The organism is Streptomyces sp. NPDC001270 (assembly GCF_042896695.1).
In the GTDB taxonomy this organism is placed as follows: Bacteria; Actinomycetota; Actinomycetes; order Streptomycetales; family Streptomycetaceae; genus Streptomyces.
Map to the genome: position 1 here is coordinate 178,336 of NZ_JBIAXM010000008.1, position 16,676 is coordinate 195,011.

Annotated in this window: 16 protein-coding genes; 15 read left to right on the top strand and 1 reads right to left on the bottom strand. The window is 70.0% G+C overall.

The window, feature by feature from the left end:
* Nucleotides 1–8: 8 nt before the first annotated feature.
* The 15 genes from pafA to ACFY2B_RS15945 all read left to right on the top strand — a co-directional run bounded on the left by pafA (nt 9) and on the right by ACFY2B_RS15945 (nt 15,386).
* Nucleotides 9–1,370 carry a Pup--protein ligase gene (gene pafA, locus ACFY2B_RS15875; protein WP_376525264.1) on the top strand — a complete coding sequence of 454 codons (1,362 nt, stop codon included), beginning with the start codon at nt 9–11 and terminating at the stop codon, nt 1,368–1,370.
* A gap of 159 nt (nt 1,371–1,529) precedes the next feature.
* Nucleotides 1,530–2,540, top strand: coding sequence for an FKBP-type peptidyl-prolyl cis-trans isomerase (locus ACFY2B_RS15880; RefSeq protein WP_390763704.1), 1,011 nt, complete (start codon nt 1,530–1,532; stop codon nt 2,538–2,540).
* Nucleotides 2,541–2,632: 92 nt separating this feature from the next.
* Nucleotides 2,633–3,007 carry an FKBP-type peptidyl-prolyl cis-trans isomerase gene (locus ACFY2B_RS15885; protein WP_390763705.1) on the top strand — a complete coding sequence of 125 codons (375 nt, stop codon included), beginning with the start codon at nt 2,633–2,635 and terminating at the stop codon, nt 3,005–3,007.
* A 119-nt stretch (nt 3,008–3,126) separates the two neighbouring features.
* The gene (locus ACFY2B_RS15890) at nt 3,127–4,101 is read left to right on the top strand and encodes a helix-turn-helix transcriptional regulator (RefSeq protein ID WP_390763706.1); all 975 of its coding nucleotides are present in this window, start codon (nt 3,127–3,129) and stop codon (nt 4,099–4,101) included.
* 19 nt (nt 4,102–4,120) lie between these two features.
* The gene (locus ACFY2B_RS15895) at nt 4,121–5,170 is read left to right on the top strand and encodes a helix-turn-helix transcriptional regulator (protein WP_390763707.1); all 1,050 of its coding nucleotides are present in this window, start codon (nt 4,121–4,123) and stop codon (nt 5,168–5,170) included.
* 140 nt (nt 5,171–5,310) lie between these two features.
* Complete coding sequence (locus ACFY2B_RS15900; protein ID WP_390763708.1) at nt 5,311–5,604, top strand: hypothetical protein; 294 nt, start codon at nt 5,311–5,313, stop codon at nt 5,602–5,604.
* Nucleotides 5,605–5,614: 10 nt separating this feature from the next.
* Nucleotides 5,615–5,809, top strand: a complete 195-nt coding sequence (locus ACFY2B_RS15905; protein WP_390763709.1) for a hypothetical protein — start codon at nt 5,615–5,617, stop codon at nt 5,807–5,809.
* Between the two features lie 258 nt (nt 5,810–6,067).
* Entirely contained in the window at nt 6,068–6,352 is a 285-nt protein-coding gene (gene tatA, locus ACFY2B_RS15910; protein WP_376525256.1) for a Sec-independent protein translocase subunit TatA, read from the top strand.
* Nucleotides 6,353–6,399: 47 nt separating this feature from the next.
* Complete coding sequence (gene tatC, locus ACFY2B_RS15915; protein ID WP_390763710.1) at nt 6,400–7,350, top strand: twin-arginine translocase subunit TatC; 951 nt, start codon at nt 6,400–6,402, stop codon at nt 7,348–7,350.
* 104 nt (nt 7,351–7,454) lie between these two features.
* Complete coding sequence (locus ACFY2B_RS15920; protein ID WP_390763711.1) at nt 7,455–10,307, top strand: DEAD/DEAH box helicase; 2,853 nt, start codon at nt 7,455–7,457, stop codon at nt 10,305–10,307.
* Between the two features lie 407 nt (nt 10,308–10,714).
* Nucleotides 10,715–12,352: an ATP-binding protein gene (locus ACFY2B_RS15925; RefSeq protein ID WP_390763712.1), complete on the top strand. Its 1,638-nt coding sequence runs from the start codon at nt 10,715–10,717 to the stop codon at nt 12,350–12,352.
* Nucleotides 12,349–12,756 carry a roadblock/LC7 domain-containing protein gene (locus ACFY2B_RS15930; protein WP_390763713.1) on the top strand — a complete coding sequence of 136 codons (408 nt, stop codon included), beginning with the start codon at nt 12,349–12,351 and terminating at the stop codon, nt 12,754–12,756. The genes ACFY2B_RS15925 and ACFY2B_RS15930 overlap by 4 nt, the downstream gene beginning before the upstream one ends.
* A complete protein-coding gene (locus ACFY2B_RS15935) occupies nt 12,753–13,175 on the top strand; it encodes a DUF742 domain-containing protein (RefSeq protein ID WP_390763714.1) in 423 nt (140 codons plus the stop codon). Before ACFY2B_RS15930 ends, ACFY2B_RS15935 begins: the two co-directional genes overlap by 4 nt.
* Nucleotides 13,156–13,776: an ATP/GTP-binding protein gene (locus ACFY2B_RS15940; protein WP_390763715.1), complete on the top strand. Its 621-nt coding sequence runs from the start codon at nt 13,156–13,158 to the stop codon at nt 13,774–13,776. The genes ACFY2B_RS15935 and ACFY2B_RS15940 overlap by 20 nt, the downstream gene beginning before the upstream one ends.
* Nucleotides 13,777–13,901: 125 nt before the next feature.
* On the top strand, nt 13,902–15,386 hold the full coding sequence (locus ACFY2B_RS15945) for a cytochrome P450 (protein WP_390763716.1): 1,485 nt from the start codon (nt 13,902–13,904) through the stop codon (nt 15,384–15,386).
* Nucleotides 15,387–15,578: 192 nt separating this feature from the next.
* On the opposite strand, the gene ACFY2B_RS15950 is transcribed toward ACFY2B_RS15945, so the two are convergent.
* Nucleotides 15,579–16,547: an RluA family pseudouridine synthase gene (locus ACFY2B_RS15950; protein WP_390763717.1), complete on the bottom strand. Its 969-nt coding sequence runs from the start codon at nt 16,545–16,547 to the stop codon at nt 15,579–15,581.
* Nucleotides 16,548–16,676 lie beyond the last annotated feature (129 nt).

Here is a 16,676-nt window from a genome sequence, read left to right on the forward strand (position 1 = left end):
GTTCAGTCATGGACCGCCGCATTTTCGGGCTGGAGAACGAGTACGGCGTCACGTGCACGTTCAGGGGACAGCGCCGCCTGTCACCTGACGAGGTGGCGCGGTACCTCTTCCGCCGTGTCGTGTCATGGGGCCGTAGCAGCAATGTGTTTCTGCGCAACGGCGCCCGGCTCTATCTCGACGTGGGGTCACATCCGGAATACGCGACACCCGAATGTGACAATGTGATCGAACTGGTCACCCATGACAAGGCCGGGGAGCGCATTCTCGAAGGACTTCTGGTGGACGCGGAACGCCGCCTGCACGAGGAGGGAATCGCGGGCGACGTCTACCTGTTCAAGAACAACACGGACTCGGCGGGCAACTCCTATGGTTGCCACGAGAACTATCTGGTGGCGCGGCACGGGGAGTTCTCCCGGCTCGCGGACATCCTCATCCCGTTCCTGGTCACGCGGCAGTTGTTGTGCGGCGCGGGCAAGGTGCTGCAGACGCCGCGCGGTGCGGTGTACTGCGTGAGCCAGCGGGCGGAGCACATCTGGGAGGGTGTGTCGTCGGCGACGACCCGTTCCCGGCCGATCATCAACACGCGTGACGAGCCGCATGCGGACGCGGAGCGTTACCGCCGTCTGCATGTCATCGTGGGCGATTCGAACATGTCCGAGACGACCATGTTGCTGAAGGTCGGGGCGACCGATCTGGTGCTGCGCATGATCGAGGCGGGCACGGTGATGCGTGATCTGACGCTGGAGAATCCCATCCGGGCGATCCGCGAGGTCAGTCACGACATCACGGGTCGGCGCAAGGTGCGTCTGGCCAGTGGCCGGGAGGCGTCGGCGCTGGAGGTGCAGCGCGAGTACTACGAGAAGGCTCTGGACTTCTGCGAGCGCCGCGGTATCCGTACCGGCACGGTGGAGCAGGTGCTGGAGCTGTGGGGCCGTACGCTCGACGCGATCGAGGCGGAGGATCTGGACCGGATCGCCACCGAGATCGACTGGGTGATGAAGTACAAGCTCATCGAGCGGTACCGGGCCAAGCACAACATGACCATGTCCCATCCGCGGGTCGCGCAGATAGACCTCGCTTACCACGACATCCACCGTCGTCGTGGCCTGTACTACCTGCTGGAGAAGAAGGGCCAGGCGGCCCGGATCTGCAACGATCTGAAGATCTTCGAGGGCAAGTCGGTTCCGCCGCAGACCACTCGGGCCCGGCTGCGCGGCGACTTCATCCGGCGGGCCCAGGAGCAGCGCCGTGATTTCACGGTCGACTGGGTGCACCTGAAGCTCAATGACCAGGCTCAGCGCACGGTGTTGTGCAAGGACCCGTTCCGTTCGGTGGACGACCGGGTGGAGAAGCTCATCGCCGGTATGTGAGTGATGCGTCCGGGTGTTCCCCCGTTCGACTTCATTCGAACGGGGGCCTCGGTGGAACGCCACACGGGCGCCGTACGTTTCCCGTACGGCGCCCTTGGTTCGCCGTAGAGTTGCGCGCGCACGCCATCTGCAAGATCGACCGATTACGAGGCCCCCACCGTGCGCCGACGCTCACTTCTCCTCGCTGCCGTACCCGCCGGACTGGTCACGCTCGCCGGGTGCGGTGACGGCAAGTCCGATGCCAGCGATGCGGGGGCGTCACCGTCGCCGTCGGCGTCGGGGTCGTCCGTGCCACCGCCGAAGATCGTGGACGGGCCGCTGCCGGCGATCACCGCGGGGACGGAGTTCGGTGAGAAGCCGACGGTCGCCGAGGGGCCGGGGGAGCCGTCGAAGGACCTCGCGGTGAAGACGGTGATCGCGGGCAGCGGCCGGACGGTCGCGGAGAACGACTTCGTCCAGGCGAACTACCTGGGCCAGATCTGGTCCACGGCGAAGGTCTTCGACAATTCCTACGACCGTAAGACGCCGCTGGTGCTCCAGTTGGCCGAGGGCAGTGTCATCGACGGCTGGCGGTATGGGCTGGCGGGCCGGAAGGTCGGCAGCAGGGTGGCGATGGCCGTGCCGCCGACCTGGGGTTACGGCTCGTCGGGCAATGAGCAGGCGGGTATCAAGGGCACGGACACGTTGGTGTTCGTCGTGGATCTGCTGGACACCTTCAATTCCAAGAGTTCCGCGCAGGGCAAGGCCGTGCCGCAGACCGATACGGCCCTGCCGAAGATCGGCACGAACACGGACGGCAACGCGCCCTCCATCGAGATCCCGAAGTCGTCGCCGCCCGGGAAGCTGGTGTCGAACTACGTCCTGGAGGGCGACGGCGCCGAGCTGAAGCCGGAGCAGACGGTCCTGTGCCAGTTCAAGGGCGAGGTCTGGGACAGCGGCAAGGCATTCGAGCAGACCTATGGCACGGGCCGGCTCAGCCAGTTCTCGCTGCAGCAGATGGAGCAGGTCGTCAAGGGGCTGTCGCAGGGCCTGACCGGCAAGAAGGTCGGCAGCCGGGTGCTCGTGGTGGTGCCCCCGGAGCTGGCCTACGGCGACACGCCGCCGAGCGGTGGTGTCGTCAAGAAGGGTTCCACGCTGGTGTTCTCCGTGGACATCCTGGCGGCGATGTGACGGCTGGTCCGTCCGGCCCGCGGCGGGCGGGCGGGGGCCGGGGATGACAGACTGTCCGCGTTCCGTGTCGTACACAAGCAGGAGCTAGAGACGTGAGCATCGACAAGCCCGAGGTCGACTTCCCGGGCGGCGAGCCCCCGGCGGACCTTGAGATCAAGGACATCTGGGAGGGCGACGGTCCTCAGGCCAAGGCCGGCGACACCGTCTCCGTGCACTATGTGGGCGTGGCCTTCTCCACCGGCGAGGAGTTCGACGCGTCCTGGAACCGTGGCACTCCGCTGCGGTTCCAGCTGGGTGCCGGCCAGGTCATCGCGGGCTGGGACCAGGGCGTGCAGGGCATGAAGGTCGGCGGCCGGCGTCAGCTGACCATTCCGGCGCACCTGGCCTACGGTGACCGTGGTGCCGGCGGCGGTCGGATCGCCCCCGGCGAGACGCTGATCTTCGTCTGTGACCTGGTCGCGGTCTGACCGGATCCGATCATCGGGGGTCCGTGCCCGGGCTGGGCGCGGACCCTCGGCTTTTGCCGCGCCCCCGCGGGGCGGTACGGTCGTCGATCGTAGGCACCACAGGGAGGCGAAGGGCGTCGATGGCCATTGCCAAGGCCGAGCGGCTGATGAATCTGGCGCTGTGTCTGCTCGGGACGCGGCGGCCGCTCAGCAAGCGTGAGCTGCGGGAGTCCATCGAGGCTTACGTCGAGGCTTTCGGGCCGGGGAAGGGCGCCGCCGGTGACGATTCGTTCAGCCGGATGTTCGAGCGGGACAAGGACGATCTGCGCGAGCTGGGCCTGGTCATCGAGACCGTCGAGAATCTCGACGGCGAGGTCGGCTATCTCGCCCGCCGTGACAGCAACCGGCTGCCGCCGATCACGCTCGACGCCGAGGAGGCCGCCGCACTGGGTCTTGCCGCCAAGGTGTGGCAGCAGGCCCGGCTCGCCGGAGCGGCCAGCGGCGCCCTGCAGAAGCTGCGTGCGGCGGGGCTGCCCGAGGACGTCGACCCGTACGAGGCGCACGGTGCGCTGGAGCCTCGCATTCCGGTGCACGAGGCCGCTTTCGAACCGCTGATGCTGGCCTGCCGCGACCGCCGTCCGGTGATCTTCGACTATCGCAAGGCGACCGCCGCCCACCCGGAGGCGCGGCATGTGGAGCCGTGGGCGCTGGAGTGCTGGCGCGGCCACTGGTACCTGGCGGGCTGGGACCGTGACCGGGGTGCGGAGCGGGTGTTCCGGTTGTCCCGGATCACCGGCCGGGTGCGCTCGCGCGGGAGCGGCTTCACCGCTTCGGTCCCGGACGTCGTGACGGTGCGTGAGACCGTCGCGACCTGGGCGGGTGAGGTCGCCGACCGCTCGGCGCTGATCCGGTTGCGTTCGGGCGCCGGGTACCCCCTTCGGGCGAAGGCCGCCAAGGTCCGGGAACTCGGTGACGGCTGGGACGAGTTGGAGATTCCGTACGGGCACGGTCTGGACGCCTGGCTGGTGGAGTTCGGGCCCGACGTGGTGGTCCTGGAGCCGGCCGAGCTGCGGGCCGACGTGGTGGACCGGCTGCGTGCCGTGGCCAAGGGCTGAGCGGGGGAGGAGCAGGACAGTGGCAGGCAAACCTGTCAGGGCTGTGAACGCCATCGACCAGACTCGGCGGATGCTCTCCCTGGTGACGTATCTGCGGGAGCGGCCCGGCGCGCGGGTCGCGGACGTCGCGCGGGCCTTCGGCATCACCGAGGACGAGTTGGTCTCGGACCTCGATGTGCTGCCCATGTGCGGGACCAGTTTCCGCGGCGGTGATCTGCTGGACATCGACACGGACGGCGAGCGCATCTGGTGGCACAACCCTGCCGCCCTCGGTGCGGAGGCGGCGGAGCCGCTGCGGCTCGCCGCGGACGAGGCGACCGCGCTGCTGGTCGCGGCGCGTGCGGTGGCCACGCTGCCGGGGCTGCGGGAGAGCGACCGGCAGGCGCTGCTGCGGGCCACCGCCAAGGTGGAGGGTGCGGCCGGTGACGCGGCGGGCGCCAGTTCCCGGCTCTCGGTCACCTTCGAGTCCGAGGGCGGTGTCTTCGCCGACGTCGACCGGGCGATCTCGGAGCGGCGCCGGCTGTGGATCCGTTACTACTCACCGGCCCGTGACGAGGTCACCGAGCGGGAGATCGACCCGATCCGCCTGGTCAGCGTCGGCCACACCTATGTGGAGGCGTGGTGCCGCCGTTCCGAGGCGCGCCGTACCTTCCGGCTGGACAGGGTCGCCGAGATCAAGATCCTCGATGAGCCGTCCGCGCCGCCGGAGGTCGAGCTGCGGGACCTGTCGGAGGGGCTGGTCCAGCCGGCCGCCGAGGACCCGGAGGTCGTCGTGGAGGTCGGTCCGGGCGGCCGCTGGGTCGCCGAGTACTACCCGCACGACAGCGCGGACGAGCTTCCCGACGGCGGGCTGCGCATCGCCTTGCGCACCCCTGATCCCGCATCGCTGAGACGGCTGGCGCTGCGGCTCGGCCGCGACGGCCGGATCGTCTCGCCGTCCGACCTGGCCGACAGTGCCCGGCAGGCCGCCCGAGCGGCGCTCGCGGGGTACGACGGGGTGGATCCGGAGCGGGACGTCTCGCACGCGGTACCGCGTGGTGTGACGAATTCGCGGCCGGACGGGCTGTAAGACAGGGCGGAGTGAGCCGCGGGGACGTGCCCGGTGCCGCCGGGCCGTCGCGTGGCGGCCGGCGCGCCGGGAGCGGAGTTCCCGCGGTATCGGGCGGTGACGCCCCGAAGGCGATCGACCACGAAGTGAGGAGCGAGGCTTTGAGTGAGTCTCCGGTGTCCGGTGCGGGGGAAATGACGGTCGCGGCCGCCTTCGCGGGGATGCGAAGCGTGACTCCCGTGGTGTTCAGAGCGGGCTGCCCGGACTGCCGGGGCCGCTTCGAGCTCTCCGCGGGTGCCCTGCGGCTCGCCATCGGCGCGACCAGCCGTACGACGTTCTACTCCTTCACCTGTCCGGAGTGCGGCGCCTCGGTCCGCAAGCCCGCGGGTGAACGCGTCGTCGAGCTGCTGACCGGCGGTGGGGTCAAGACACTGCGGCTGCACTCCACGGTCTAGGCTCGACGCCATGTTCTGGGCGATGTTCGCGGTGGCCATGGGGTTCGTGGGTCTCGCCGTTCTGGGTGTGCTCGCCGTCCGGGTCTTCCTGGAGGCGCGGGGTCTGGCCCGGCAGGTCGAGGATTCGGCGCGCCGGATCAACCGGGCGGCCGAGGATCTGGAGCGGGCGGCGGTCAGCGCGTCCCGCGCGGCGGACTCGCTGTGAGACCTCTGGGAGACGGCTGTCCCTCGCGGACCGGAAGCGCTTTGCGTCACTTCGCCCTGTCATGCTGCCCGTTCCGGCAGGTACGCTGCTGGTCGCGGTGCGCAGAACGAGGCCCGTACCGCGGACCGGGAGTACGCACAGGGATTGCCTCGCGTTTACCCCTGAGCGTTACGATCGCTGCCAGCACCATCGTTCGGACAGATGTCCGAAGGATGGGACAGCACCCACCCAGCCGCCTCGGTGAGAAGGTAAAGACTTATGTTCGGAAGGCTCGGAGCCCCCGAGATCATTCTCATCCTCGTCGTCATCGTCCTGCTGTTCGGCGCGAAGAAGCTTCCGGACATGGCCCGCTCGCTCGGGAAGTCCGCTCGCATCCTCAAGAGCGAGGCGAAGGCGATGAAGGAGGACGGTGGCAACAGCACCGCCGCCCAGACGCCCAGCTCCGACGAGCAGTCTTCGGCGCAGCGCACCATCCAGGCCGCTCCCGGCGACGTGACCAGCTCGCGACCGGTCACCGAGCCGACGGACACCACCAAGCGCTGACGCAGGGCCGGACAGTCCTGGCCTGCCGCACGAGATGAGGACGTGGGTTGCCCAATCCTGCCCGCAACAAGGAGAAGGATCCCGAGGGGCGGATGCCCCTTGGGGATCACCTTCGTGAGCTGCGCAACCGGCTTGCGAAGGCGATGCTGGCCATCATCGTCGTCACGGTCGTCGCCGCCTTCTTCTACAACGACATCATCAACTTCCTCACCAAGCCGATCCTCGACTCGGTCGGCTGTGTGAAGTCCTTCGAGGAACTGGCCCGCTCCAGCGACACCTCCCAGCAGTGCGCGCGGATCACCATCAACGGCCTCCTCGCCCCGTTCACGCTGGCCCTCCAGGTCGCCTTGATGGCGGGCATCGTGTTCGCCTCGCCGGTCTGGCTGTACCAGCTGTGGGCGTTCGTCGCGCCCGGTCTGCACCGGCACGAGAAGAAGTACGCGTACGCGTTCGTCGGCAGTGGTGTCCCGCTGTTCCTCGGTGGCGCCTACTTCGCCTACCGGGTGCTGCCCACCACCGCGAAGGTGCTGCTGGAGTTCACCCCGCACGACGTCGAGAACCTGCTGCCGCTCGACGACCTGCTCCAGCTCGTCACCCGCATGGTGGTCGTCTTCGGTCTCTCTTTCGAACTTCCCCTGCTGCTGATCATGCTCAATCTGACCGGTGTGCTCAGCGGCAAGCGCATGCTCGGCTGGTGGCGAGCCATGATCATGGGCATCACGGTCTTCGCGGCCGTGGCCACGCCGAGCACCGACCCCCTCTCCATGATGTCGCTCGCCGGACCGATCTGGGTGCTGTACTTCGCCGCGGTCGCGTTCTCCCTGCTCAACGACAGGCGCAAGCAGCGGCGCGCGGCCGAGGGCCCCGCTGACGACGAGGCGTCCGACCTGGACCTCACGCCCGAGGACATCGGCGCTGCCGAGACGGTCTCCGCCAGCCGGGCACTGCCCGAGCAGGCGGGCACGGACCGGGTCAACGGCTACGACGACGTGACCTGACCGTCGCACACCGCGACCGGTGAGGTGCCCGCGCCCGCGGACGGCGCGGGCACCGGCGTGTGCGGCGCTCCGGCGCGCCCGGCGTACATCCCGCGTTCCGGATAATGATCGTCCTGTTGTCAGTGCGGCCCGGTACGCTCGAAAGCACGATGACAGAGGACCTCTCACCGGCCGAGCGGTATGCGGCAGCCCGCAGGCGTGCTGCCGAGCAGGCCACCGCGCTCGCCTCCTTCCGCGAGATGTACGACTTCGGCCTCGACCCCTTCCAGATCGAGGCATGCCAGGCACTTGAGGCCGGCAAGGGCGTGCTGGTGGCCGCCCCCACCGGCTCGGGCAAGACGATCGTGGGCGAGTTCGCCGTCCATCTCGCCCTGCAGCAGGGCCGGAAGTGCTTCTACACGACACCCATCAAGGCGCTGTCGAACCAGAAGTACGCCGACCTGTGCCGTCGCTACGGCGCGGACAAGGTCGGCCTCCTCACCGGCGACAACAGCGTCAACTCCGACGCCCCGGTGGTCGTGATGACCACCGAGGTGCTGCGGAACATGCTGTACGCGGGCTCCCGGACCCTCCTCGGCCTGGGCCATGTGGTCATGGACGAGGTGCACTACCTCTCGGACCGCTTCCGCGGCGCCGTGTGGGAGGAGGTCATCATCCACCTGCCCGAGTCCGTCACCCTCGTCTCACTGTCGGCGACCGTGTCCAACGCGGAGGAGTTCGGCGACTGGCTGGACACCGTCCGCGGCGACACCGAGGTCATCGTCTCCGAGCACCGGCCGGTGCCGCTGTTCCAGCACGTGCTCGCCGGACGCCGGATGTACGACCTGTTCGAGGAGGGCGACGGCCACAAGAGGGCGGTCAATCCCGACCTCGTCCGGCTCGCCCGTACGGAGGCCGGCCGGCCGTCCTACCAGGACCGCAGACGCGGCCGGGCGATGCGCGAGGCGGACCGTGAGCGCGAGCGGCGGCAGCGTTCCCGGGCGTGGACCCCGGGCCGCCCCGAGGTCATCGAGCGGCTGGACTCCGAGGGCCTGCTGCCCGCCATCACCTTCATCTTCAGCCGTGCCGCCTGCGAGTCCGCCGTCCAGCAGTGCCTGTACGCGGGACTGCGGCTCAACGACGACGAGGCCCGGCAGCGGGTGCACGACCTCGTCGAGGAGCGCACCGCCTCCATCCCCCGCGAGGACCTGCACGTCCTCGGCTACTACGAATGGCTGGAGGGCCTGGAACGCGGCATCGCCGCCCACCACGCGGGCATGCTCCCGACCTTCAAGGAAGTCGTCGAAGAACTGTTCGTACGCGGTCTGGTGAAGGCCGTCTTCGCCACCGAGACCCTTGCGCTCGGCATCAACATGCCCGCGCGGTCGGTGGTGCTGGAGAAACTCGTCAAGTGGAACGGCGAGCAGCACGCCGACATCACCCCCGGCGAGTACACGCAGCTCACCGGCCGGGCGGGGCGCCGTGGCATCGATGTCGAGGGCCACGCGGTCGTGCTGTGGCAGCGCGGCATGAGCCCCGAGCACCTCGCGGGTCTGGCGGGCACCCGTACCTATCCGCTGCGCTCCAGCTTCAAGCCGTCGTACAACATGGCGGTCAACCTGGTCGAGCAGTTCGGCCGGCACCGCTCACGCGAACTGCTGGAGACGTCCTTCGCGCAGTTCCAGGCGGACCGGTCGGTCGTCGGCATCTCCCGGCAGGTGCAGCGCAACGAGGAAGGGCTCGCGGGCTACCAGGAGTCCATGATCTGCCACCTCGGCGACTTCGAGGAGTACGCGCGGCTGCGCCGTGAACTGAAGGACCGGGAGACCGAACTGGCCCGGCAGGGCGCCACCCAGCGGCGCGCGGAGGCGGCCGTCGCGCTGGAGAAGCTCAGGCCCGGTGACGTCATCCACGTGCCGACCGGCAAGTACGCGGGCCTGGCCCTGGTCCTCGACCCGGGTCTGCCCGCCGGGCGCTCGGGCGGCCACCGCGGCGTCGAGTACCACGACGGGCCGCGCCCGCTGGTCCTCACCGCCGAGCGGCAGGTCAAACGGCTGGCGTCGATCGACTTCCCGGTGCCGGTGGAGCCGCTCGAACGGATGCGCATCCCGAAGACGTTCAACCCGCGCTCCCCGCAGTCCCGCCGGGACCTCGCCTCCGCGCTGCGCAGCAGGGCCGGGCACATCCCGCCGGAGCGGCACCGCAAGAAGCGGTCGCAGGCCGCCGACGACCGGGAGATCGCCCGGCTGCGCACCGCGATCCGTGCCCACCCCTGCCACGGCTGCAACGACCGTGAGGACCACGCCCGTTGGGCCGAGCGCTACCACCGGCTGCTGCGTGACACCTCGCAGCTGGAGCGCCGTATCGAGGGGCGTACGAACACGATCGCGCGGACCTTCGACCGGATCGTGGCGCTGCTGACCGAACTCGACTACCTGCGCGGCGACGAGGTCACCGACGACGGCAAGCGCCTCGCCCGGCTGTACGGCGAGCTGGACCTGCTGGCCAGCGAGTGTCTGCGCGAGGGGGTCTGGGAGGGGCTGGGCCCGGCCGAACTCGCGGCCTGCGTATCGGCGTTGGTGTACGAGGCGCGCGTCGGCGACGACGCGCTGTCGCCGCGGGTGCCCTCGGGCCGGGCGAAGGCCGCGCTCGGTGAGATGGTGCGGATCTGGGGCCGGCTCGACGGCCTGGAGGAGGAGTTCCGGATCACCCAGAGCGAGGGGGTGGGCCAGCGCGAGCCCGATCTCGGTTTCGCCTGGGCCGCCTATATGTGGGCCTCCGGTACGGGCCTCGACGAGGTGTTGCGCGAGGCGGAGATGCCGGCGGGTGACTTCGTGCGGTGGTGCAAGCAGGTCATCGATGTCCTCGGCCAGATCTCGGCGGCTGCTCCTGCGGAGGGCTCGACCGTGGCCAAGAGTGCGCGTAAGGCGGTTGACCAGTTGCTGCGGGGGGTTGTGGCGTACTCGTCCGTGGGGTGACGGGTCCCTCCGGGGGTGTGGGGTGGTTTGCGCAGTTCCCCGCGCCCCTGGGGGTGGGGTGGGTGTTGTTGTGGGGGTGCGGGTCGGCGGGGGCTTGTCGCGCAGTTCCCCGCGCTCCTTTGGGGTGAGGGTGGCGGGGTTTCGTATGCCTGCGTGTCCTCACTCTTTGTGTTCGGGTGAGTTCGTGGCGTGCAAATGGGGTTGAGGGTACTCCTGTCCTGCGGGGGATTTCAGGCGGTTGCTGAAGATGACACGGCGTTGATCCGGTCGGACTAAGCTCGCCCGCGGCGCACCGAGTTGAGGTAATTCGTGCGCTTGTTCCCCATGGTACGGAAGATCCCGGATAGTCCCATGATTCTTCCCCCCGAAAGCTCCCCCGACACCCAGCCGATTTTCAGAGGGCATACATGGTGAGTGTGCAATCGCCTCCCGGTGGCCGTGAACTTCCCCCAGCGCTGACACTGCTGCTGCCGGCCATACTGATGGCCGCGGCGACCGGAGCCGCCGTCGCCCTGGTGACGGGGCCGGCCCGGACCGCCGTCGGCTGGTGCGGAGCCGTCGCCACCGTGCTGGTGACTGCGACGGCGGCAGAAGCGGTGCGGCGCGGACGCCACCTCCGCGCCGCACGGGCCGAACACGCCCGTCACGCCGCGCACTTGGAGCGGCGTATCGCCGCACACGACGAGGAGATCGTCCGGCTCGCCAAGGACATCGTCCCGACCGCGCTCCACCGGCTGCGCCACGGAGAATCCCCCCGCGAGGTGATCCACTCCGTCCTCGACGCCGACCCCGACCTCCGGCACCTTCCCGAATCGCAGCGCGACCTGCTGCGTCTCGTGCTCAAAGTGGTGGACGACGAGGAGTCCATGCGCGACGCGGCGCAGCGCTCCTTCGTCAACATCGCGCAGCGCGTGCAGGCCATCGTCCACCAGCAGGCCAAGGAACTCCGGGAGATGGAGGAGGACCACGGCCGCAACCCCGAGGTCTTCGACGACCTGCTGCGCATCGATCACGGTACCGCGCTGATCGGCCGGCTCGCCGACTCGATCTCCGTACTCGGCGGCGGCCGACCCGGCCGCCAGTGGCCCAACCCCGTGGCCCTCTACAGCGTGCTGCGCGGTGCCATGTCCCGGATCCTGGAGTACCGGCGCATCGAACTGGCCTCCATCGCGAAGGTCAACATCAAGGGCACCTGCGTCGAGCCGGTCATCCACGCCGCCGCCGAACTCCTCGACAACGCCACCCGCTACTCACCGCCGCAGACCAAGGTCCACGTGACCGCGGTCGAGGTGCAGACCGGCGTCGCCATCGAGATCGAGGACGGCGGCGTCAGCCTCAGCGAGGAGGCCCGCGCACGGGTCGAGGGCATGCTGGAGCGCGCCAAGGCGGGCGTCGACCTGGAGGACCTCGGCGAGAGCCCGCGCCTGGGCCTGGCCGTCGTCGGACGGCTCTGCTCGACGTACAACATGCAGGTCTCACTGCGTGCCTCGGCGTACGGCGGGGTCCGGGCCGTGCTCATCGTGCCGAGCAACATGATGACGACCGAGCCCGCACCCGGCCTCGCCCACGGCATCGGCGCCACCGCGGTGCCCAAGGCCGAACTCGGCGCCCTGGAGGGCCCCAAGCGCCCGCCCAAGAAGCGCCGCCCCACCAGCCCGCGCATCCCCGCCGGGATCTCGATGGAGGACGACGTACCCGAGGTCACCGAGTGGACGGCGAACGGCCTGCCGCAGCGCCGCAGCAAGGTGAAGGTCCCGCTCAGCCAGCGGCTCGCCGAGCAGGCCGCCATCGAACGGGCGGAGCGCGAGGGCAGACCGACCGTCTGGTCCCAGCCCAGGCCCGAGCCCGAGCCCGAGGCGGACCCCGAGCGCGAGAAGTTGAAGAACCGGGAACCCGGACTCTGGGTGGAAGCCTTCTGGGAGGGGCTGAAGAAGGACAACGAAGGCGTCCACCCCACCGACTTCACGCGCAACCCGACCGCATACCTGCATCTGATCGACAAACCGGCCCACAGCGAGGCCGACGACGAGGGGGACCTCAAGTGATCCAGCAGCGAGCCAACTTCGACTGGATGCTCAAGGAACTCGCCGACGGCGTACCGGGCATCGAGATGATCGTGGTGCTCTCGGCCGACGGGCTGCGCATCGCCCGCCACGGCGGCGACCCCGACTCCGCCGACCGGCTCGCCGCGGCCTGCGCGGGCGTGCAGAGCCTGGCGGGAGCCGTGGCCCGGGAACTCCCCGGCAGCAGCGGCGAGATGAAACTCGTCGTCATCGAGATCGACGGCGGCTACTTCTACCTCATGGCGGCGGGGGCCAACGCCTATCTGGCCGTCCTCGCCGACGTGGTCTGCGAACCCGGCCGGATGAGCAACCGGATGCGCGACCTCGTCGTCCGGATCGGCGCCCACCTCACGAGCCCGCCCCGGCGCAACGGGCAGACCGTATGACTCCTCCGCGACGCAAACGGCGCCGGCCGCAGCAGGAACCGCCGCCGGCCCCCGGACCGGCCGATGGCGCCGACGGCGACGAACAGCGCCGGTCGAAGAACCCCGAGCGGCTGTACGTGATCACCGGTGCCGCTGACGGCGGCCGCGCCGAACTCGATCTGGTGACCCTGATCGTGGCGCGCTCCGACCCGCCGCCGTCCGTCCCGCCGGAGCAGGCCACGCTGCTCCGGTTGTGCACCGCCCCCTTGTCGGTGGCCGAACTCTCGGCCTATCTCAGCCTTCCGTTCAGCGCGATGACCGTACTGATCACCGAGCTGATCACGGACGGACTGGTGCAGGCGCGCGCCCCGATCGTCCGCCAGACGCGCCCTGACCGGTCACTCCTCGAAGCGGTGATGCATGGACTTCAAAAGCTCTGACACCATCCCCGGCCCGCGCACCGAGGACCATCTCCCGCAGACCGCTCAGGCCGCGGTGAAGATCGTCATTGTGGGCGGTTTCGGCGTCGGCAAGACGACCATGGTCGGGTCGGTCAGCGAGATCAGACCGCTGACCACCGAGGAGACCATGACGCAGGCCGGCGTCGGTGTCGACGACAACTACGGCTCCGATTCCAAGACGGCCACGACCGTCGCGATGGACTTCGGCCGGATCAGCATCACCGAGAAGCTGGTGCTGTACCTCTTCGGCACCCCCGGCCAGGAACGCTTCTGGTTCCTGTGGAACGGGCTGTTCGAGGGGGCCCTTGGCGCGGTCGTGCTGGTCGACACCCGGCGCCTGGAGGTCAGCTTCGACGTCATAGGGCGTCTGGAGGAGCGCGGCGTGCCCTTCGTCGTCGCCGTCAACTCCTTTCCGGACGCGCCCCGTTACCCGATGGAGGAACTGCGCACGGCGCTCGACCTCCCCCCGGAGATCCCCCTCGTGGAGTGCGACGTGCGCCGCCGGGCCTCCAGCCGCGACGTACTGATGACTCTGATGCGGTTCCTGCATTCGCTCGCCATGACCGGTGCGCTCACCTGAACCGCACCGGCCGATCACCCGACATCCCGTCATCTCCGACCCCCTTATCTCCGACCCCCTTATCTCCGCCCCCCTTATCTCCGATCCCGTTACCTCGGACCCACTTCAGTTTCGGAGCGACCACTGTGACGCCTGAACCCCACTCCCTGACCGGCATGGACGATCCCGCGCCCGCCCCGCCGCCCGGCTGCCCGGCGCACACTCCGGGTCCCGGAGGGCTGCACCGGCTCTACGGCCCCGGGACGGAGGACCTGGGCGGGCTGTACGAGAAGCTGCGGGAGAACCACGGTCCCGTGGCACCCGTGCTGCTCCACGACGACGTACCGATGTGGGTGGTCCTCGGCCACGCCGAGAACATGCACATGGTGCGCACCCCCTCGCAGTACACCCGGGACAGCCGCATCTGGAACCCGCTCCTTGAGGGCATGGTCAAGCCCGACCACCCGCTGATGCCGCACATCGCCTGGCAGCCGATCTGCTCCCACGCCGAGGGCGACGAGCACCAGCGGCTGCGGGCGGCGGTCACCGGCGCGATGTCGACCATCGACCACCGCGGCATCCGCCGCCACATCGGCCGCTACACCCAGCGCCTGGTGAACGAGTTCTGCGAGCAGGGCCGGGCCGATCTGGTCTCCCAGTTCGCCGAGCCGCTGCCGATGGCCGTGATGTGCGAGATCCTCGGCATGCCCCAGGAGTACAACGAGCGCATGGTGCAGGCCGCCCGTGACGCGCTCAAGGGCTCCGAGACCGCGATCGCCAGCCACCAGTACGTGATGGACGCGCTCAGCGCACTGACCGTCCGCCGCCGGGCCCGCCCGGAGGAGGACTTCACCAGCCATCTCATCGCCCACCCGGCGGGGCTGACCGACGACGAGGTCAGGGAACACCTGCGCCTGGTGCTGTTCGCCGCCTACGAGACCACCGCCAACCTGCTCGGCAACGCGCTGCGCATGGTGCTCACCGAGCCGGGCTTCCGTGCCCAGCTCAACGGCGGCCAGATGACGGTGCCGGAGGCGGTCGAGCAGTCCCTGTGGGACGAGCCGCCGTTCAGTACCGTCTTCGCCTACTTCGCCAAGCAGGACACGGAGTTGGGCGGCCAGCGCATCCGGCAGGGCGACGGACTGCTGTTCGCGCCGGCCCCGGGGAACATCGACCCCCGTGTACGGCCCGACCTGACCGCCGGCATGCAGGGCAACCGCTCGCACCTCGCCTTCGGCGGCGGCCCGCACGAGTGCCCGGGCCAGGACATCGGCCGGGCCATCGCCGACGTCGGTGTCGACGCGCTGCTGATGCGGCTGCCGGACGTCCAACTGGACTGCGAGGAGGACGAACTGGAGTGGGAGGAGTCGATCGCCTCCCGCCATCTGGTGGCCCTTCCGGTGCGCTTCGACCCCAAGACGCAGCAGGACGTGAAGGCCAAGCCGAGCCACGCGCCCATCCCGCCGCAGCGGGCCGGCTGGCAGATCGACACCGGCCGTCCGGCTCAGGTGCCCGCGCCCGTCCCGGCCGTCGAGCCCCCGACGGCGGCCCCGCGGCCCGCGGCGGCACCCGAGCCACGACGCCCGCACGGCGTCTGGCAGCGGCTGCGCCGCTGGTGGCGCGGTCACTGACCCGCCTCGGCCGCCGATCCCACGGCGGTCGGTGAGCCTACGGGGGTCGGCGAGTCGACAGGGGGCAGTGAGCCGGCGGGGGTCAGTGAGCTGACGGAGGTCGCTGAGCCGGCGGAGGCCGCTGCGCTGACGACGGCACTCACGGAGCGACGGCAGCCACCTGAACGGTGGAGGTCACCGAGCCGGCAGTGGTCACGGCCGGCCCGGTCCCGGGTCCGCCCACTCCTGGTACGCGGACCAGGCCGTGAGTACCCGCCCGCTGTGGAACCGGTGCTCGGTCCCGGTGACCGGATCGGTGAACTCCAGCCGCCGCGCGAGCAGTTGCAGCGGCCGGCGGAAGTCACCGGCCGGTTCGGGGTCGAGCACCACCGGGTACAGCGGATCGCCGAGGATCGGCACGCCCAGGGCGTTCATGTGCACCCGCAGCTGATGGGTCTGCCCCGTGTACGGGATCAGTCGGTAGCGGGCCGGTCCGCCGGGCCCCCGGTGACCGGCCAGTTCGACCAGGGTGACCGCGTTCGGCTCGCCCGCGATCTGCCGTGCGGCCGGTGTCCCGCGCTCCTTCAGGATCCGGCTGCGCACCGTCCGGGGCAGGGCGAGCGAGGGATCGTACGGGGCGACGGCCTCGTACTCCTTGCGCACCAGCCGGTCGCGGAACAGCGACTGGTAGGCGCCGCGCTCCTCGGGCCGCACCGTGAACAGCACCAGACCGGCCGTCAGCCGGTCCAGCCGGTGCGCCGGGGACAGCGTGGGGACGCCCAGCTCCCGGCGCAGCCGCGCCAGCGCCGTCTCGGTGATGTGGCCGCCGCGCGGGGTGGTGGCGAGGAAGTGCGGTTTGTCGGCCACGACGAGGTGCGCGTCGCGGTACACGACCTCCAGCGGGAAGGGCACGGGCACCTCGGCGGGCAGTTCCCGGTGGAACCAGACGTACATGCCGGGCACGTACGGATCGTCCGGGGCCACCGCCCGCCCGTCCGCCCCGACGATCCGGCCCGCCGCCAGCATCCCGTCGATCACGCCGGGCGGCGCCCCGGACAGCCGCGCCACGAGGTGCGCGCGTACCGTCTCCCAGGGTCCCTCGGCGGGCAGCCGCACCCGCACGGGGTCGACGCCGTCGCGCTGGGGGAGGGGAGCGGGCGGGATCCGCGTCTTGCGTCTCATCACGGCCCAGCGTACGGGCGGGCAGCGGCGCTACGCGTGTGCCGGAGCGGCCGCCCTGCTTCCGTGCGCCCTTGCCGAGAATCCGAACGCGATACATCGTGTGTATTGACCTTCGCGATGCAGTCACGA